At 66.4% G+C, this 18,762-nt stretch carries 14 protein-coding genes and 2 tRNA genes; 6 read left to right on the forward strand and 10 right to left on the reverse strand.

Annotated features, from left to right (window positions below; translation table 11 throughout):
- Positions 1-107 precede the first annotated feature (107 nt).
- Positions 108-184 (reverse strand) — tRNA-Arg (locus tag K2Y42_RS13160).
- A gap of 187 nt (positions 185-371) precedes the next feature.
- On the opposite strand from K2Y42_RS13160, the gene polA reads away from it, so the two are divergent.
- A complete protein-coding gene (gene polA / locus K2Y42_RS13165) occupies positions 372-3,395 on the forward strand; it encodes a DNA polymerase I (protein ID WP_291153166.1) in 3,024 nt (1,007 codons plus the stop codon).
- 135 nt (positions 3,396-3,530) lie between these two features.
- On the forward strand, positions 3,531-3,863 hold the full coding sequence (locus tag K2Y42_RS13170) for a GIY-YIG nuclease family protein (RefSeq protein ID WP_291153167.1): 333 nt from the start codon (positions 3,531-3,533) through the stop codon (positions 3,861-3,863).
- Positions 3,864-4,009: 146 nt separating this feature from the next.
- Here K2Y42_RS13170 and K2Y42_RS13175 read toward each other — a convergent pair whose 3' ends face one another.
- From K2Y42_RS13175 to trxA, 6 genes are all read right to left on the reverse strand, one after another.
- A complete protein-coding gene (locus tag K2Y42_RS13175) occupies positions 4,010-6,778 on the reverse strand; it encodes a [protein-PII] uridylyltransferase (protein WP_291153169.1) in 2,769 nt (922 codons plus the stop codon).
- A 42-nt stretch (positions 6,779-6,820) separates the two neighbouring features.
- Positions 6,821-9,559 carry a DNA mismatch repair protein MutS gene (gene mutS / locus K2Y42_RS13180; protein ID WP_291154051.1) on the reverse strand — a complete coding sequence of 913 codons (2,739 nt, stop codon included), beginning with the start codon at positions 9,557-9,559 and terminating at the stop codon, positions 6,821-6,823.
- A 284-nt stretch (positions 9,560-9,843) separates the two neighbouring features.
- Positions 9,844-10,854, reverse strand: coding sequence for a GNAT family N-acyltransferase (locus K2Y42_RS13185; protein WP_291153171.1), 1,011 nt, complete (start codon positions 10,852-10,854; stop codon positions 9,844-9,846).
- A 97-nt stretch (positions 10,855-10,951) separates the two neighbouring features.
- The gene (locus tag K2Y42_RS13190; protein WP_291153173.1) at positions 10,952-11,182 is read right to left on the reverse strand and encodes a Trm112 family protein; all 231 of its coding nucleotides are present in this window, start codon (positions 11,180-11,182) and stop codon (positions 10,952-10,954) included.
- Between the two features lie 34 nt (positions 11,183-11,216).
- Positions 11,217-11,897 (reverse strand): LON peptidase substrate-binding domain-containing protein, encoded by a 681-nt coding sequence (locus K2Y42_RS13195; RefSeq protein ID WP_291153176.1) that lies wholly within the window; start codon positions 11,895-11,897, stop codon positions 11,217-11,219.
- Between the two features lie 109 nt (positions 11,898-12,006).
- Positions 12,007-12,915, reverse strand: coding sequence for a thioredoxin (trxA, locus tag K2Y42_RS13200; protein ID WP_291153178.1), 909 nt, complete (start codon positions 12,913-12,915; stop codon positions 12,007-12,009).
- A 341-nt stretch (positions 12,916-13,256) separates the two neighbouring features.
- Here trxA and K2Y42_RS13205 point away from each other — a divergent pair.
- Positions 13,257-13,331, forward strand: a tRNA-Gly gene (locus tag K2Y42_RS13205).
- Positions 13,332-13,403: 72 nt separating this feature from the next.
- On the opposite strand, the gene K2Y42_RS13210 is transcribed toward K2Y42_RS13205, so the two are convergent.
- Together K2Y42_RS13210 and K2Y42_RS13215 are read right to left on the reverse strand one after the other, a co-directional pair.
- The gene (locus tag K2Y42_RS13210) at positions 13,404-14,336 is read right to left on the reverse strand and encodes a ParA family protein (protein WP_291153181.1); all 933 of its coding nucleotides are present in this window, start codon (positions 14,334-14,336) and stop codon (positions 13,404-13,406) included.
- 326 nt (positions 14,337-14,662) lie between these two features.
- A complete protein-coding gene (locus K2Y42_RS13215) occupies positions 14,663-15,259 on the reverse strand; it encodes a hypothetical protein (protein ID WP_291153184.1) in 597 nt (198 codons plus the stop codon).
- A 219-nt stretch (positions 15,260-15,478) separates the two neighbouring features.
- Between K2Y42_RS13215 and K2Y42_RS13220 the strand changes: the two genes are divergently transcribed.
- The 3 genes from K2Y42_RS13220 to K2Y42_RS13230 all read left to right on the forward strand — a co-directional run bounded on the left by K2Y42_RS13220 (position 15,479) and on the right by K2Y42_RS13230 (position 17,745).
- On the forward strand, positions 15,479-16,102 hold the full coding sequence (locus tag K2Y42_RS13220; protein WP_291153186.1) for a LemA family protein: 624 nt from the start codon (positions 15,479-15,481) through the stop codon (positions 16,100-16,102).
- An 83-nt stretch (positions 16,103-16,185) separates the two neighbouring features.
- Positions 16,186-17,055 carry a TPM domain-containing protein gene (locus K2Y42_RS13225; RefSeq protein ID WP_291153189.1) on the forward strand — a complete coding sequence of 290 codons (870 nt, stop codon included), beginning with the start codon at positions 16,186-16,188 and terminating at the stop codon, positions 17,053-17,055.
- 63 nt (positions 17,056-17,118) lie between these two features.
- Positions 17,119-17,745, forward strand: a complete 627-nt coding sequence (locus tag K2Y42_RS13230; RefSeq protein WP_291153191.1) for a TPM domain-containing protein — start codon at positions 17,119-17,121, stop codon at positions 17,743-17,745.
- A gap of 10 nt (positions 17,746-17,755) precedes the next feature.
- Here K2Y42_RS13230 and K2Y42_RS13235 read toward each other — a convergent pair whose 3' ends face one another.
- Positions 17,756-18,733, reverse strand: coding sequence for an NADPH:quinone oxidoreductase family protein (locus K2Y42_RS13235; RefSeq protein WP_291153194.1), 978 nt, complete (start codon positions 18,731-18,733; stop codon positions 17,756-17,758).
- Positions 18,734-18,762: the final 29 nt, after the last annotated feature.

Genomic DNA, 18,762 nt, shown 5'->3' on the forward strand with positions numbered 1-18,762 from the left:
AGCCGTCAGCGCAAGCAGGCGCGACGCCCCGATCCGCGCGATCCGGGTCTCGCGGTCCCGCAAGGCTTCGAGAAAGCCCCGCCCGAGTTCTCACTTCTGTTTGAGACTGGCGCACCCGGCAGGATTCGAACCTGCGACCTCTGCCTTCGGAGGGCAGCACTCTATCCAGCTGAGCTACGGGTGCATTTCCATCTGAGGCAACGGCACCTGCACCGGGCCGATCCGGCCCGGCGTGTCCGTCGCCTAGGACGCTCCTGATAGCGCATTCCGGATGCGGGAGCAAACGCCCGATGACGTCCGCCACGAATTCGCGTGAGCGGTGTCCACCGGGGGCTGACCGCGGCGGCGGGCCGCCCTATATTGCGCGCGCCATGACCGAAAAATCCGTCGCAAAATCATCGAGACCCGCCGCCGCCTGCTCCGTTCCCGACGGCGAGGCGGTGCCTGTCATCAAGGGCAGCCACGTCTACCTCGTGGACGGCTCAGGCTACATTTTCCGCGCCTTCCACGCGCTGCCGCCGCTGACGCGCCCCTCCGACGGGCTGCCTGTGGGCGCCGTGCACGGCTTCACGGCCATGCTCTGGAAGCTTCTCGTGGAGACCAAGGCGTCCGAGGCGCCGACGCATCTGGCCGTCATCTTCGACGCCTCGGAGAAGACGTTCCGCAACGAGATCTACCAGGAGTACAAGGCGCACCGGCCGCCCGCGCCGGAAGAGCTGGTGCCGCAGTTCCCGCTCATCCGCGATGCCGTGCGAGCCTTTAACGTGGCGTGCCTCGAGCAGCTCGGCTACGAGGCCGACGACCTGATCGCAACCTACGCCAAGCAAGTGGTGGATGCTGGCGGCAGCGTGACCGTTGTGTCGTCCGACAAGGATCTGATGCAGCTCGTGCGCCCCGGCGTCGTCATGTTCGACGGCATGAAGAACAAGAAAATCGGGCCTGACGAGGTGTTCGAGAAGTTCGGCGTGAAGCCGGACAAGGTCGTCGACGTGCAGGCGCTGGCGGGGGATTCGACCGACAACGTGCCGGGCGTGCCCGGCATCGGCGTCAAGACGGCGGCGGAGCTGATCACGGAGTACGGCGACCTCGACTCGCTGCTCGCCGCGGCGGGATCGATCAAGCAGCCGAAGCGGCGCGAGAAGCTGATCGAGTTCGCGGAGCAGGCGCGTATCTCGCGCGAGCTCGTTCGGCTCAAGGAAGACGTGCCGGTCGAGATCACGATGGATCAGCTCGGCGTGCACGATCCGAAGCCCGAGACGCTGCTCGGCTTCCTGCGCCGGATGGAGTTCACGACGCTCACGAAGCGCATTTCGGAAAAGCTGGGCGTGGAAGCGGCGGATTCTCCGGGTGAGGAGAGGGCCGCCGGCGGAAGAGCCTCCCCCCCTCCCGGCCTCCTCCACAAGGGGGGTGGAGAAGGCAGTGCGTCGTCCTTCCCGCCGGAGGCGCCGATAGGCGGCCCGGGCACACCTTCTTCGGGTGCGACCGCTCACGCGGCACTTATTGCAAAAGTGCCGTTCGACCGCGCGACCTACGAGACGGTCATCACGCTGGATCGGCTGCAGTGGTGGCTCGCTGCCGCGCGCGAGGCCGGCCGCTTCGCGTTCGATCTCGAAACGACGGCGCTCGATTGCATGACGTGCGACCTCGTCGGCTTCTCGCTCGCCATTGCGCCGGGCAAAGCGTGCTACGTGCCGGTGGGCCACCGCCCGCCGACGGGCGGCTTCGATTTCGGCGATGCGGGCGGCCTGCCGCAGGCGCCGCTGCGCGAGACGCTGGCGTTGATCAAGCCGCTGCTTGAGGACGCCTCGCTGCTCAAGATCGGCCACAATATCAAGTTCGATGCGCTGGTGCTGATGCGGCATGGCATCCGCCTCGCGCCGCTCGACGACACCATGCTGCTGTCCTACGTGCTCGACTGCGGGCGCGGCGCGCATGGCATGGACGATCTCTCGCTGCGCCACCTCGGGCACACCTGCATCCCGTTCGAGAAGGTTCTTGAACTGGCGCCGGGCAAGAAGGCCGAGAAGTCGTTCGCCCAAGTGCCGATCGACAAGGCGGCGGAGTATGCGGCGGAAGACGCCGACGTGACGCTGCGGCTTTGGCATCTGCTCAAGCCGCGCCTGATCGCGGAGCGGCTGTCGACGGTCTACGAAACGCTCGAACGGCCGCTCGTGCCTGTGATTGCCGGCATGGAGAACGCGGGCATCCACGTCGACCGCAACGTGCTGTCGCGCCTCTCGTCCACGTTCGCGCAGACGCTGACGCGGCTCGAGGAGGAGATCAACGGCCTCGTCGGGCACAAGTTCAACCTCGGCTCGCCGAAGCAACTCGGCGAGCTGCTGTTCGACCGGCTGCAACTGCCGGGCGGCAAGCGCACCAAGAGCGGGCAGTGGGAGACGCGCGCGGGCCTGCTCGACGAGCTGGCGGCAAACGAAGAGATCCCAGAAGACGCGCGCGGGCTCATCAACAAAATGCTCGAATGGCGCCAGCTTTCTAAGCTGCTGTCGACCTATACCGACGCGCTGCCCGGCTACGTCAATGCCGAGACAGGCCGCATTCACACGAGCTATGCGCTGGCCTCGACGACGACGGGGCGGCTCGCGTCGTACGATCCCAACCTGCAGAACATCCCCATCCGCACGAAGGAAGGCCGCGCCATCCGCACGGCGTTCGTGGCGGATAAGGGCAACGTGCTCGTCTCGGCGGACTATTCCCAGATCGAGCTGCGCGTGCTCGCGCACATCGCCGACATTCCGCAGCTCAAGCGCGCGTTCGCAGACGGGCTCGACATTCACGCGATGACGGCGTCGGAAATGTTCGGCGTGCCGGTGAAAGACATGCCGGCGGACGTGCGGCGGCGCGCGAAGGCGATCAACTTCGGCATCATCTACGGCATTTCCGCGTTCGGGCTCGCCAACCAGCTCGGCATCGGACGCGACGAGGCGGGCGCCTACATCAAGACGTACTTCGAGCGCTTTCCCGGCATCCGCGACTACATGGAGACGACGAAGAAAGCTGCGCACGAAACCGGCTTCGTGGAGACGATCTTTGGGCGGCGGATTCACTATCCCGAGATCAACACGAAGAACCCCGGCCACCGTGGAAACCTCGAACGCGCCGCGATCAACGCGCCGATCCAGGGGAGCGCCGCCGACATCATCCGGCGCGCCATGATCCGCATGCCGGGCGCGCTCGACGATGCGAACCTGTCGAGCGCCCGGATGCTGCTTCAGGTGCACGACGAGCTTGTGTTCGAGGTTGCGGAGCGGGAGGCGGACGCGCTGATCAAGATCGCGCGCTCGGTGATGGAGGGTGCTGCCGCGCCGGCCGTGCATCTCAGCGTGCCGATCCACGTCGATGCGAAGTCGGCCGCGAACTGGGAAGCGGCGCATTAGGGGCGAGCGCACGACTTACAAAGGGACCGAGACGCCAATCTACTCTCCGTCATCCCGGCGCAGGCCGGGACCCACGCCAGATTGCAAAACGCACGACGTCAGCGATTTACTCGCCCCATCCGCTGGGAGCGTCCGATGAAGCAACCCTGTGTCTATCTGCTCGCCAGCAGTCGCAACGGCGTCCTCTACATCGGCGTGACGAGCGACCTTACACATCGCATGGCCGAGCACAGCCAAGGGTTGATCCCGGGGTTCACGCGGCGATACGGCGTGAAGCACCTCGTCTACTACGAAATGCACGCAACGATGGACGAGGCGATCGCGCACGAAAAGCGGCTCAAGGAATGGCGGCGCGCGTGGAAGGTCCGGCTTATCGAAAGCATGAACCCGGACTGGCGCAATCTGTTTAATCCGGCGACCGGAGAAATAGAGCTTGGCCCCGCTGACATCGCGCGCCAGCGATCATGACGAGGAGTTTGTTGTCGACTTGCGTGGGTCCCGGCCTGCGCCGGGATGACGGGCTTATTCTGCGATCCGCGGCGCGCGTGGATTCCGCGCATTGGGGTCGGACACAGACTGGACTGATACGACAGTCCACTCTCGGTCATCCCGCTCTAACTCGTCGCGGGCTGCGGCCCCTCCAGAATCGTCGTGAGGCGCTGCTTGATGGCTTGCTGGCGGGCTTCGCTTTCGATCTTCTTGCCGGTCAGATCGGTGACGTAGAACACGTCGACGGCCTTCTCGCCGAAGGTCGTGATGTGCGCCGAGCCGATGTCGAGCGAAAGATCCGAGAGCGCGTTGGTCAGCTCATACAAAAGACCCGTGCGGTCGCGGCCCGCAACCTCGATCACAGTGTAGGCGTCCGACAGGGCGTTATTGACGTACACCTCGGGCGCGACCGTGAACGCTTCGGCGCGCGTCGCCATCGGGCGGCGCTTTTCCAGGAGCTGCCCCACCCAGGTGTCGCCGCGCAGCAGCCGCTCGATGGTGTCCTCGATGCGCTTGGCGCGGCGCAGCTCGTCCTCGTCCTCGTTGAACTCCCGCGCCAGCAGGAAGGTATCGAGCGCGAATCCGTCGCGCGTCGTCGTGATGTGCGCGCCTGCGATGTTGGCGCCGTTGGCCGCGCACGCGCCCGCGAAGAGCGACAGCAGCCGCGGATGGTTGGGCGCGAACACCGTCAGCTCCGTCACGGCCGTGAACGCATCCGTGGCGCGCTCCGCGGCGAGCGTGCGCCCTTCCGATTCCGCCTTGCGCAAGAGGCGCGCATGCTCGATCTGCCGTTTCGGCTCGGTGCGCAACCAGTAGTCCGGATAGTGACGGCCGATAAACCGATCCACGTCAGCGGCCGGCCAGTCGGCGAGGGCGGCGCGCAGCGCGTCCTGTGCCTCCTGCACAATCGTGCCGCGCGGCATCTGCGTGTGTCCGCCCGAGAGCAGTGGCTCGGTTTCCTGATAGAGCGTACGAAGAAGCTGGCCCTTCCAGCCGTTCCAGACGCCGGGACCGACGGCGCGGATATCCGCCACCGTCAACAGCAGCAGCAGCTTGAGGCGCTCCGGGCTCTGCACGATGTCGGCGAAGTCGCGCACGGTCTTGGGATCGGAGATGTCGCGACTTTGGGCGACGTTGCTCATCGTGAGGTGCTGCTCGATGAGCCAGACCACCATGTCGGTTTCAGCCGCCGAGAGCCCGAGGCGCGGACAGAGCTTCTTGGCAATCTCCGCGCCGACGATCGAGTGATCCTCGATGCGGCCCTTGCCGATGTCATGCAGGAACGCGGCGACGAACAGCACGCGGCGGTTCTGGATGGTCTTGATCAGCTCTGTCGAAAGCGGAACTTCGCTCGCGAAACCGCCGCGCTCGATGTCGATCAACATGCCGACGGTGCGGATCAGGTGCTCGTCGACGGTGAAGTGGTGGTACATGTTGAACTGCATCATCGCCACGACGCGACCGAACTCCGGAATGAACCGGCCGAGCACGCCCGCTTCGTTCATGCGCCGGAGCGTTGCTTCCGGATTGACGCGTCCGGTGAGCAACTGCAGGAAAATGCGGTTCGCCTCAGGATCGTTGCGCAGGTTGTCGTCGATCAGCCGGCTCGAATGGCGGAGCTGGCGGATGGCGTTCGGATGCAGGAACGTGTTGGCGTTCTCGGCCTGGGCGAAGAACCGGATGAGGTTTGCGGGATCGCGCTCGAACACGGCCGGATCGGCGATGTTGATGCGGCCGTTGTCGATGCGGAAATCCGTCTTGTCGCGGATCTGGCGGCGCTGCATCCACGACATCGGATTCAAGATGCTGCCGAGCGCGGGCGAGCTCTTGAGCTGCTGCATCTCCAGCGCCGTGCAGAGGATGGTGGTGAGGTCGCCCACATCCTTCGCCACCAGGAAGTAGTGCTTCATGAAGCGCTCGACGCCGCGCAGGCCGCTCTTGTCCTTGTAGCCGAGACGCTGGGCCAGCACGGGCTGGATGTCGAAGCTCAGCAGCTCCTCGGCGCGGCCGGTGTAGAAATGGAGATAGCAGCGCACGGTCCAGAGGAAGTCTTCGCACTTTCGGAAGGTCGCGGCCTCTTCCTTGGTGAAAATGCCCTTGGCGACGCTCTCCGGTCCGACGTCGTGGCCGAGCAGATACTTCGACAGCCAATGCAGCGTGTGCAGATCGCGCAGGCCGCCTTTGCCGTCTTTGATGTTCGGCTCGACCTTGTAGCGGCTTTCGCCGGCGCGCCGGTGGCGCTCGCTGCGCTCGGCCATCTTGGCGTCGATGAAGGCGCGCTCTGAGCCGCGGATCACCTCATTGCGGAAGCGCTGCTCGAGGTTCGCATAGAGCTGTGCGTCGCCGTGGATGAGCCACATGTCGAGCAGCGACGTGCGGATCGTCGTGTCCTCGTTGGCGAGCTTGATGCACTGGTCCACGGTGCGCGTCGCGTGGCCGACCTTGAAGCCGAGATCCCACAGCAGATAGAGCATGTACTCGGCGACGCTCTCGCCCCAGGGCGTCTGCTTGTAGGGCAGCAGGAACAAGAGATCGATGTCGGAGCCGGGCGCCAGCATCTCGCGGCCGTAGCCGCCGGTCGCGACGACGGCCATGCGCTCGGCGTCGGAAGGGTTGGTGGCGCGGTACACGTGGGCGACGGTGTAGTCGTAGAGCAGGCGGACCAGCTCGTCCTGGAACGTGGCGAGGCCGGTGGCGCAGCGCCGTCCGTTGCCGTCGGCTTCAAGTTGCAGGCGCGCCGTGCCGCGAGCCGCCTTCACGAGAAACTTCAACCGTTCGACGATGGCGGGACGCGCCTCGGCCGGGTTGCCGCTGGCGTTCAGCAGCGCCGTCAGCGCGTGGCGCATTTCCAGGGGGTCGAAGTAGGGGGCCGGCGGAAATTGGGTGATCTGCATCGGATCATTCTAAGCAAGGCGGCTGTTGCCGCGAAAGAGCCCTCATTGGCGCGGCCCGCCCGTCCGGAGTGATTTCAAGCGATAGAGAGCTTCGAGCGCCGCCTTCGGCGACAGCTCGTCCGGGTTCAGGTCGTCGAGGGCGGTTTCCACCGGGCTAGGGCCTGCGGGTATACTTTCGGCCGGGCGGGCGGCGGCGAACAGCGGCAGCTCGTCCAGCGCGCCTGCTCCCTGGCCTCGGCGGCGATCCGACTTTTCGAGCAGAGCCAGCACCTCGCGCGCCCGCTCGATCACCGGCAGCGGCAGGCCAGCCAGCTTGGCGACCTGGATGCCGTAGGAGCGGTCGGCGGCGCCGGCCTTCACACGATGCAGGAAGACGATCTCGTCCTGCCATTCCTTGACGTCCATGGTGACGTTGGCGACAGACGCGAGGCGGCCCGAGAGCGCCGTCAGCTCATGATAGTGCGTGGCGAAGAGCACGCGCGCGCAGGTGCGCTCGTGCAGGTACTCGACGGCGGCCCAGGCAATCGACAGGCCGTCGAAGGTGGCCGTGCCGCGGCCGATCTCGTCCAGGATGACGAGGGAGCGTGCGGTCGCCTGATTGAGGATGGCCGCCGTCTCGACCATCTCGACCATGAACGTCGAGCGGCCGCGCGCGAGATCGTCGGCGGCGCCGACGCGGCTGAACAGGCGATCGACGACGCCGATGTGGGCTGCGGCGGCGGGCACGAATGCGCCCATCTGGGCCAGGATCGCGATCAGAGCGTTCTGGCGCAGGAACGTCGATTTGCCCGCCATGTTCGGGCCGGTCACCAGCCAGATGCGCGCGTCCGGCGTCTCGCGGGTGTCGTTCCCGCTGCTGGGTAGACTGTCGGCGGACGAGCGGCCCAGCGTACAATCGTTGGCGACGAACTGCGCGCCGTGCACGCGCTTGAGCGCACCCTCGACGACGGGATGGCGGCCAGCGCGAATATCGAAGACCTGGCTCGCATCGACGATGGGCCGGACGTAGCGCTCGTGGTGGGCGAGGTGGGCGAGGGCCGCCGTGTGATCCAGCTCGGCAAGCGCGGCCGCGATGTCCGACAGCACGCGTTCCTCACGCGCCACCGCTTGCGACAGCTCGTTGAAGATCTCCTGCTCGATGGCGAGCGCCCGGTCGGCCGCGGAGGCGATGCGGCCCTCGATGTCCTGCAGCTCCTGGGTGGTGAAGCGCATGGCGTTCGCCATCGTCTGCCGGTGGCGGAAGGTGTCGGAGAGCGGCGCTTCCGTCAGCGGCTTGGCGTTGCCTTGCGAGACTTCGATGAAGTAGCCGAGGATGTTGTTGTGGCGCACCTTCAGCGTCTTGATGCCCGACTGCGCGATGTAGCGCGTCTCGAGTTCGGCCATGACGCGGCGGCTGTCGTCCCGCAACTGCTGGGCTTCGTCGAGTGCGGCGCGGAAACCTGGGCGAACGAAGCCGCCGTCGCGGCGCAGGTGCGGCGGCTCATCGACAAGGGCGGCTGAGAGGAGAGCCAGGAGCTCCGTTCCGCGGCCGTCGATGCGCTCGCTCATGCGCGCGATTTCGCCTGGAACGCCGATCGGATTCTTGCTCGCGCGCAGGTGGGCTGCTGCCCCTTCGGCCGCCTGAAGTCCGGCGGCGATGCCTGCCAGATCGCGCGGGCCGCCGCGCCCGAAGGCCAGTCGCGACACCGCACGCGCCAGGTCAGGCGCGCGCTTGAGGGCGTCGCGAACGGAGTCGCGCAGGGGTTCATTGTCGACGAAGTAGGCGACCGCATCGAGGCGCGCGTCTATGGCCGCCGCATCCGACAGCGGAGCCGCGAGCCGCGCGGCCAGCTCGCGCGCGCCCGCACCCGTCACCGTGCGATCGATCGCATCGAGCAGGCTGCCCGCCTTGTCGCCGGACGTCGAGCGGACCAGCTCCAGGCTGGCGCGGCTCGCAGCGTCGATGATGAGGGCCGCGCCCGCACCCGTTTTTCGCGGCGGGCGGACGACGGGCTTCTTGCCGATCTGCGTGAGATCGACATAGCGCAGCAGGGCGCCGATGGCGGCAAGCTCGGGCCGCGAGAACGCGCCGAACGCGCCGAGATCAGCGACGCCCAAGTGGGTTTTGAGATCGCGCTCTCCGGCGAGGCTGTCGAACGAGGCAGCCGGCACCGGCGTTGCGGCGCCACCCGCGCGCCCGATCCACGCCTTGAGGTCTCCGTCGGCGAGGGTCGTATCGGGCGCGATGACTTCGCCGGGCGCGAGCCGCACCAGCTCGCCCGGAAGGTCCGGCCCGCGCACTTCACCGACCTCGAACTCGCCGGTCGAGATGTCGAGGGACGCGAGCGCGTATGTCGTTCCGGGCGAGAGCCCCGCCGCATCCGACGACGCACTGGGGGACGCTCCTGGGGCGCGGAACAGCGCCGTCAGATAGTTCCTGACGCGCGCATCGAGGAGCGCTTCCTCGGTGAGCGTGCCGGGCGTGACGAGGCGGACGACGTCGCGGCGCACGACGGCCTTGGCGCCGCGCTTGCGCGCCTCGGCCGGATCCTCGAGCTGCTCGCAGACGGCGACGCGGTAGCCGCGCTTGATGAGACGTTGCAGGTATTCGTCGGCCCGATGGATCGGCACGCCGCACATCGGGATGTCCTCGCCGAGGTGCTTGCCGCGTTTCGTCAGAACGATGCCCAGCGCCTGCGAGGCGACCACGGCGTCGTCAAAGAACAGCTCGTAGAAATCGCCCATCCGGTACCAGAGGATGCTGTCCGGATTGGCGGTCTTGATTTCCAGGAACTGCGCCATCGAGGGCGTGGCTTCGCCAATGCCGGCCGTGGGCTTCGGAGGCGCGTCTGTTACGTGCACGGGGGTCGTCTCGGGCGCGTCGTCGCGCGAGGGCGCGGGTTCAGGGCCGCGGCCGGTTTCTTCCTTGCGATTGGACTTCGTTGCCGCCATTCCGCCGCTGCCTGCCCCCGGCCATGTTGTCAGGGGACACGGATAGCCGGTTGGCGGCGAAAATGGAAACCCGCCCAACGCGATCGGGGTGCGATCCCGGGCATTTTCCGGCAGATCGTGGCCGCGAGGCCGGATCAGATGTCGACGGAGATGCGGCTTTTGAGCTCGTCCGGCGCGCCGAAGTGGTCGAAATAGCGCGGGTCGATCTTCTCGACCGGCAGGATGATGAACACGTCCGTGGTGCCGAACTGGCGGTCGATCACGGCGCCGTCGCCGACGAACGCGCCGAGCCGCAGATAGCCTTTGATCAGCGGCGGCAGAGCCTTCAGAGCGGCCTTGGCGTCGATCTTGTCCGGGGCGATGCGGTTCATCGGAACATGCAGGCGATCATGCGCGCGGCAGCGCCACTCGGGCGGGGCCAGCGCATTGGCGTGCAGGAAGCTCAGCGCCATCGCGTGTGCGTCCGGGTCCGTGCCCTCGAAGCTCGCACAGCCGATCATGACGTCGACGCGGTGCTCGCGGATGTAGGTCCAGAGGCCGTGCCAGAGAAGCTCGACCGAGCGCTTGGTGCGGTAGGGCTGACGCACGCAGGAGCGGCCCAACTCCATGAAGCGGTAACGGGGCGACTTGGCCGCGATCATCGGGCCGATGTCGTATTCGCTCGCGGTATAGAAACCGAGCGAACGCTGCGCCACTTCCTGGCGCAGAACGCGATAGGTGCCGACGACGTGCGGTTTGCGCGTGCGCATCCAGGCTTCGGGCTCGAACGCGGCATCGAGGCTGCGATCCTCGACGAGAAGATGATCGCAAATGGCGTCGTAAGGATCCTGGTCGAGGCGGCGCATGCCCGCGATCACGCTCGGGGTAGCGGACATTTCCTCGTAGAACACCTCGTAGCGCAGCCGCTGGGCGCGCTGGATGTCCTTGCGGCCCTGGGCGAGGCGGACTTCGAGATTGCCGATGCGGCCGTAGATTTTCGCGGGCGGCTTGCGGATGAAGGGCAGGCCCTTCGTGCGGGCCTTTTCGTTCAGCTCACGCAGGGCGAGCAGTCCACGAGGGGCGGCGGCGAGGAGCGGATTGCTTTGCCAGCGGCCGGCGATGTCTCGGGCCATCCGCCGCATCTTCGCCTGACGTTCGATGGTCATTTCCAGTCCGTCCGCATTCCAACCGAACTCATCGTCGGCGTAGCGCAATCAATCACGAGTCGGAGACAATTTTGCGACGGTGCTCTCACGCGGGCAGTTAACCCTTCGTCTGAGGCGATGCCGGCTTGTCCAGCGAGCGCGCGGCTTCCGCGGTCATGAGGGGGACGCCGTTGCGGATCGGATAGGCGAGGTTGGCCTTGGTGCTGATCAGCTCGCGGGCGGCGCGATCATAGGTCAAGGGACCCTTGGTGACGGGGCAGACGAGAAGCTCGAGGAGCTTGGGGTCCGGCTCTTCGGCGGCGGGATCGCGCGGGGTGTCTTCGCTCATCGTGTCCTCACACTTTCAACTGCAACGTACCGGCTTACTGCAACGTGCCGCCGGATCCGCCGCGCGCGGCAAGATCCATCTCCGCGAGAGCAACCAGCACTTCGGCGCGCGTCTTGAGATCGCTCGCTTCCAGCAGCGCCTGTTTTTCTTCCGGACCGTAAGGGCACATGACGCACAGCGCGTTGATGAGATACTCGCTCGGCGCGCGATCGATGACGCTCCAGTCGGTCTGGAGATTGTTCTCGGTCAAATAGGACCGCAGAACGCCGATGAGGCGCGCCCGATCGATGCGTTCCTCGCCGAAGCCGCGCGTGAGGTCGCTGGTGAATCGATCATAGCTGACAGTGGCGGCGCGATAGGATTTGCCGGTCTCCGCCTCGCCCACGATCTCGAAGCGCGAGATGCCGGTGACGCCAATCGCGAAACGCCCATCGTCGAGCTCCTGATAGCTCGTGATGCGGCCGGCCCCGCCGATGCGGCGCAGCTCGACGTGACGCTCAGGCGGGCTCTCCTGTTGCTCCGAGCCGACGGGCTGGATCATGCCCAGCACGCGCGCGCCGCTCATCACGTCTTCGATCATTTCGAGATAGCGCGGCTCGAAAATGTTCAGCGGCAGGGTGGAGCCCGGCAGCAGAATGGCACCGCGTAGCGGAAACAGCGGAATGCGCGATGGCAAATCTGCTGGTCGGCGGTAGCGGTCGGCTAGAGATACCATTGGTTCCTCGGCATTGGACGCTCGTGCTTCGGATCGGGCCGTCTTCGGATCGGGACGTGTGGCGTCGCACGTGTTCGCCAAGCCCGGGTTCCGACTTTTCCGGATGCGTTCAGCGGAAAAGAACGGCCGACAAGCGCCGGCGGCCGTCGATCGTGTGCTCGTCCTTCGGGCCCCAGGCATCGAAGAGTTGCACGAGCTGCTTGCGCGCCGCATCGTCGTTCCAGCTCCGGTCGCGGCTCATGATTTCGAGAAGATGATTGAGCGCGACATCCTTCTTGCCGCGCGCGGCAAGCGCCACCGCGAGGTCGAATCGCGCCTGATGATCGGCCGGGTTGGCGGCCAGGCGCTGCTCCAGCTCGGCGCTGTTGTCGGACTTGCCGGCAAGCTTGGCGAGATCGAGCGCGGCGCGCGCGCTTTGCACGGGCGCGCTACCCTGCTTGTCCGGCGGCACGAGGCTCAACGTCTGCTCGGCGCGCGCGGGATCGCCGCTGATCAGATAGCAGCGCGCGAGCCCGGCGAGGGCCTGAACGTTCTGCTGGTCTTCCTGCAGCACGGCTGCGAACGCTTCCGCCGCGCCTTGCAGGTCGCCCGCGTCGAGCGCGCCTTCGGCCGATTCGAGTACGGCTGCTATATCGCCTTCACCATCGTCGCCGAGCAGGCGATCGATGAAGGCGCGCACCTGGCTCTCGGGCAACTGGCCCGTGAAGCCATCGAGGGGACGGCCGTCGCGGAAGGCATAGACGGTGGGCAGCGACTGAATGCGGAGCTGGCCGGCGATGGCCGGATGGGCATCGGTATCGATTTTAACAAGGCGAACCTTGCCGCCGTAGCTTTTGACGACCTTCTCGATGATGGGCGTGAGCTGCTTGCAGGGGCCGCACCAGGCGGCCCAGAAATCGACGAGCACCAGCGCATCGCGCGACGCCTCGATCACATCCTTGCCGAAGCTCGCCGACGTGCCGTCCTTGATCAGGCCAGCCGACGCTGCCCCGCCGGGCTTCAAAGCTCCCAAATCCATGTCATCACCCCTCGAGAGTTTTGCGATCGCCTCGCACCGGCCGGCCGCACCTTTGCGGTCCGGGCGCCGCGCCCGCTATATAGGATGCGGAGCAAAGCTGTGCGAGGCCGCACGACGCTGCCGAACGGACTGAACCGCAATTGTCCGCGGCATGCAACGAGTTCGGATCGATGCCGCCCCGTCCGGGCGGCCGGCGGCGGCGGGGCGCCGCAACTGGCCCGGCCGGGCCCAAAAAACGGGCGTCCGGCACACGCATCAGGAAGACGCTTGCAAAGCCCGGTCGGTTGAGCAATAAGACCGGGCGCACCGCTTCGCGGCGCGCACTTACCCCATTTCCGGACGCGGGCGTAGCTCAGGGGTAGAGCATCACGTTGCCAACGTGAGGGTCGTGAGTTCGAATCTCATCGCCCGCTCCATTTTTCTCGACAGACTTCGAAACGCACCGCCTGGGCCTCTACCCGGGCGTTTTCGCGTGCCCGAAGGGCTGTCTACGAGGCAGCCTGTTCCGCCGACGCACCGTTCGAGATGCCGTCCGGCACGGCGGGTTTGGGGGGCACGGGCGTAGAAGCCGCTGGCTCGGCGGTCGCGGCCGGCGCCGGTCCCAGCCGGGCCAGAACCTCTTCACTCAGTTGGCGCAGGGCCTTGCCGGTGTCGCCCGGATATTTCGCGAAGTAGGAGCGGTCGGGCGCGTGGAAACGCGCCGATTCCTGCAACGCCACCGAACGCGGGACGACCTGATTGAAGCACCGGTTGTCCGGATTGCTGAGCAGCCAGGCGTGATAGTCCTCCTCGGTCGGCGAGGCCATGTCCTTCATGTTGACCAGCACGCCGAGATTTTCGGCGAAGCCCATCTCGGGGTTCAGCGCCTTGAAGCGGCGGAAGACCTCGAGGCCGCACACGGACACATAGTCCGCCTTGGTCGGCGAGATGTGATAGTCCGCCTCGCGCAGCCAGCTTTCGGTCAGAACCGACAGTCCCGGCGGGCAGTCGATCAGGATGACATCGAAGACGCGGCGCGCATCTGCCAGCAGCACGCTGATCACGTTGCGCAGGCGGCCGTGCAGGCTCTCCTTCGATACCTCACGCTCGAACAACGTGAGCTGCATGTCGCTCGGAATGAGGAACACGGTGCGCGCGTCATCGACATCGGACACGTTGCGGACGACATAACGCAGCCAGTCCGCCTCGGCGTCCTGCAGAACGCGCGCGACCAGGAAATCCACCATGGTCAGGCCGTTCTGCTGCAAGCGGTGCAGGTTCGGCACCGTCATCAGCATGCTCGACACGGAGGCCTGCGAGTCGCTGTCGATCACGAGCACGTTCTTGCCGTGATAGGCCGACAGGGTTTCGGCCAATGCGAGCACAAGCGTGGACTTGCCGACGCCACCCTTGGTGTTCATGACAGCGATGGTATTGCGCATCGTGATCCGAGCCCTCCCCGGCCCGATTCCGTACTGTCCCACAGCGTCCCGGTGCGTACTTAGCACGACGTCGACCGCGCACTCCGCACGACTTTAAAATGCGTACTCTGCACGACTTCAGATATGTGCTCCGCACGATTCGATAAACGTGCTCCGCACGATCTGATGTGCGTCGGGAATGTGGCGGTCTGGCGAACGGCGTCCCATTTCATGGGAACTTTCGCGCAAGCCCGCCTGATCTTAGCAAACTGGGTCTTAGCAAAGATGACGTCTCTCGCGTCAAGAGACTTCGCGGCAATCTTCACCGCCCAGGTCGCAACCCGCGTCTACCAGCGCGTGTTGGCCCGCACCCAGGCCGTGCCGCCGCGGCGCGCCAGCACGCGGGTGCGCTCGTAGCCGATCACGGGCGGGTAATCGACGACATAGCGTTGCGCCGGGCGAACGGCGACCGCCCGGTTGCGGATGCCGTAGACCGGCGGCTCGACCATGCGGACGCGTCGGCCGGGATGGACGAGGATCTCGCGCGGAACGACCTTCACCTCGGCCGGAACCGGCACCTTGCAACGCCGCTCGCCGTAAGGACCGTAGGTGGTTTCCCAGCGCCAGCCGGCGCGGCGCACGACCACCTCCTGGAACACGGTGCGCGTAACGGGCGGCGTCATGGCGTAGCCGACGCGGCCCGGCTGCAGCATCACGCGCTCCTGGCGCACGACAACCGAAGGTCGCGTTTCGTAGACTTCCCGGTAGCCGCGCTCGACGACCACCGGCCGCTCGACCGTGCGGTAGACGTCAGGGTAGCTCACCCGGTCGTAGCATTCGCCACCACCCCGGCAGGCCGCAGCCGGCGAGGCGGCGGCCGCAACGATGAAAAGACCCGTGACGGCAGAAAGACCGGCGACGGCGACGCGACCGCGTGACAACATAGACATTCGCTCCGGAGCAAGACCCTGACCGATACTAATCCAACAGGCTCTCATCGAAGCGAGGAACGTCCCGCGTTGGTTAAGCTCAACGCGTTGACTCATTTATACTTTTAATAGGTTTGAACGATTTCATTGCCCGGCCGTTCGCGGCGCCGATATCGCAGCGCACTGCCATCTGATAAAACAGTGTCGCCTTTGCCCCTCACGAGGATCTCTCTCATGACCCCCGCCCTTTCCTTTCCCTCGTTTCGCCCGCTCGCCCTGATCGCGACGCTCTTTGCGGCGCTGCTTCTCGGCGGCTGCGGCATCAACAACATCCCCACCTACGAGCAGAGCGCGAAAGCCGCCTGGGCCGAGGTGCAGAACCAGTACAAGCGCCGGACCGACCTCATCCCGAACCTCGTCGAGAGCGTCAAAGGCTTCGCCGAGCAGGAGCGGAAGGTGCTGACCGACGTTACGGAAGCGCGCGCGAAGGCGACCAGCGTGCAGATCCCGGCCGACATCCTCACCAACCCCGAGGCCATGAAGCAATTCCAGGACGCGCAAAACACGCTGGGCGGGGCGCTGCGCCAGTTGCTCGCCGTCGTCGAGCGCTATCCCGACATCAAGTCGGGCCAGAACTTCCTGGCGCTGCAGAGCCAGATCGAAGGCACCGAGAACCGCATCTCCATCGCACGCCGCGACTACATCCAGGCGGTGCGCCAGTACAATACGGAGATCACGACCTTCCCGGGACGCCTGTGGAAGTCGTTCATGTATCCCTCGGCCGAGCCGATGGCGACGTTCGACATTCCGGCCGAAGAGCAGAAGGCGCCCAAGGTCGATTTCGGCACGAGCAAGTGAGCTGAACCCTTGCGCGCGACGCCTTCACCCTCCCTCTCGACGGGGAGGGTGGCGCTGCGGGCGCCGGATGGGGTGATGATCGAATGCCAACATCGACGCTGCGCTTGCCCATGACTGACCACGCGTCTTCTCGGCGTATCGGCCGCGGCGCCGTCGCGGCGTTCGTGGCGGCGCTCACTCTGGTTCTGCTCGCCGGTGTGTCCGGAGCCCGTGCGGCGCCGGCGTTTCCGGCGCTCACCGGCCAGATCGTCGACGACGCCAAGCTGCTGACGGCCGAAGACCGCGCGGCGGTCGAGACCGAGCTCAAAGCGCTCGAGCAAAAGTCGACCGACCAGTTCGTCGTCGTCACCGTGCCGTCGCTCGGCGGCCTTGAGATCGAGGACTACGGCTATCAGCTCGGCCGCCATTGGGGCATCGGCCAGGCCGGAAAAGACAACGGCGTGCTGCTGATCGTGGCGCCCAACGAACGCAAAGTGCGCATCGAGGTCGGACGCGGGCTGGAGCCGATCGTCACCGACCTCATGAGCCGCATCATCATCGAGAACGCCATCCTGCCGGAGTTCCGGCGCGGCAACTTCAGCGGCGGCATCCGGGCGGGCGTGCGCGATATCAAGGATACGCTGCTGGGCGATGCGGAAGCGGTGAAGGAGCGTGCGCGCGGTCTCAACGGCCAGGATGAGCCGGACTGGATCGGGCTTCTGATGATCGCCTTCTGGATCGCGATCGTCGTCTACATCATCTACGCGCAGTCGCGTTACGCCGCGCAATCCCCGCAGACCATCAGCCGGGATCAAAGGCGGCGCGGGCGGCGTATGCGCGACGCGGGGCCGATCATCATTCCGGGCGGCGCGTCCGACTCGTGGGGCGGCGGCTGGTCCGGCGGTGGAGGCGGGGGCGGTTGGTCTGGCGGCGGCGGCGATTTCGGCGGCGGCGGCGGATCCGGCAGCTGGTAGGTATGGGATGGCTTTCTGCGGAAGAACGGCCGACGCATCAATGGAACTCCTAAGGACGATGCCATGCGACTGACGTTTTCGGAAACCGACGAGCACCGGATCGCGGAAGCCATCACGAACGCCGAGCGCAAGACCTCGGGCGAGATCGTGGCCGTCGTTTCATCCGAGAGCAGCACGTATCTCTATGCGCCGTTCCTCTGGGCATCCGTCGCCGCCCTGCTGACGCCGTGGCCGCTGATCCTGTGGACGTGGTGGCCGGCGTCGTGGGTCTATCTCGCGCAGGTGGCGGTGTTCGCCGCCGTGCTTCTGCTGACGCTGCCGAGGCCGATCCGCTATCGCCTCGTGCCGGCGCGGGTCAAACGCGCGCGCGCACACCGGCGCGCGATGGAGCAGTTCGTCGCGCAGAATCTGCACACGACGGCTGGGCGCACGGGCGTGCTGATTTTCGTCTCGGTTGCCGAGCGCCACGCCGAGATCATCGCCGACACGGCCATCGACGGCCGTGTTCCGAAGGGCACGTGGAAATCCATCGTCGCGCGTTTGACGGGCGCATTCGGGAACGGGCAACCGGTCGAGGGCTTCGTCACCGCCATCGACGAAGTCGGCGCGCATCTGGCGACCCACTTTCCGCCGGGCTCGTGCGATGTGAACGAGCTGCCGGACCATCTCATCGTGCTCGACGGCGTGTGATCGCGGCCCGCTATCGCAGCGTGACGACGATCTTGCCGGTGGCCTCGCGCCGGTCGATGACGCCGATGGCTTCGCGGATCTCGGCGAGCGGATACGTCGCCTGAATGCGGGGCGCGAGCTTGCCCTCCGACACCCAGCGCAAGACATCGATCATGTTGGCGCGATGGCCGGCGGGGTCGCGCTTGACGGCCTCGCCCCAGAACACGCCGATCGCATCGGCGCCTTTCAGCATCAGAAGGTTGAGCGGCAGCTTCGGAATGTCGCCGGCCGCGAAGCCGACGACGAGGAAGCGGCCCTGCCACGCCAGCGCGCGCACGGCGGGTTCCGCATAGGGTCCACCGACGCAGTCGTAGACCACATCGACGCCGCGGCCGCCGGTCAGCGTTTTCAACGCCTCCTTGAGGTCGACGGCGTCGTAGTTCACGACCTCATCGGCGCCGAGTGCGCGGCAGATCTCGAGCTTGTCGTCGGACGAAGCAGCCGCAATGACGCGCGCGCCCATCGCCTTGGCGATCTCGATGGCGGCCTGGCCCGCGCCGCCCGATGCTCCGAGGATGGCGACGGTCTCGCCGGGCTTCACGCGCCCGCGGTCCTTGAGGCCGTGGATGGCCGTGCCGAACGTCACGCTGACGGCGGACGCCACCTCATCGGATACGGATGCGGGGATCGGGATCAGCGCGTCCGCGCCCACGACGACCTTCTCGCGCGCGCCGCCGTAGCCCACGGCCGCGGCCACGCGATCGCCCACGGCGACGCCTGTCACCCCGGGGCCAAGGCTCTCGACCACGCCCGCGATTTCACCCGATGGCGAGAACGGCAGCGACGGCTTCGTCTGGTACTTTCCGCGCGTAATCAGGGTGTCGAAAAAGTTGAGTGCGGCGGCATGGACGCGCACGACGGCCTCGCCTGCTCCGGCCACGGGATCGGCAATCTCCTCCACCACCACGGCCTCCGGGCCATCGAGGCTCTTGCAAAGTGCCGCCTTCATGTGTGACCTCCCGGGACGAAACGTATCTT

This window comes from Hyphomicrobium sp. (genome assembly GCF_019744875.1).
In the GTDB taxonomy this organism is placed as follows: domain Bacteria; phylum Pseudomonadota; class Alphaproteobacteria; order Rhizobiales; family Hyphomicrobiaceae; genus Hyphomicrobium_C.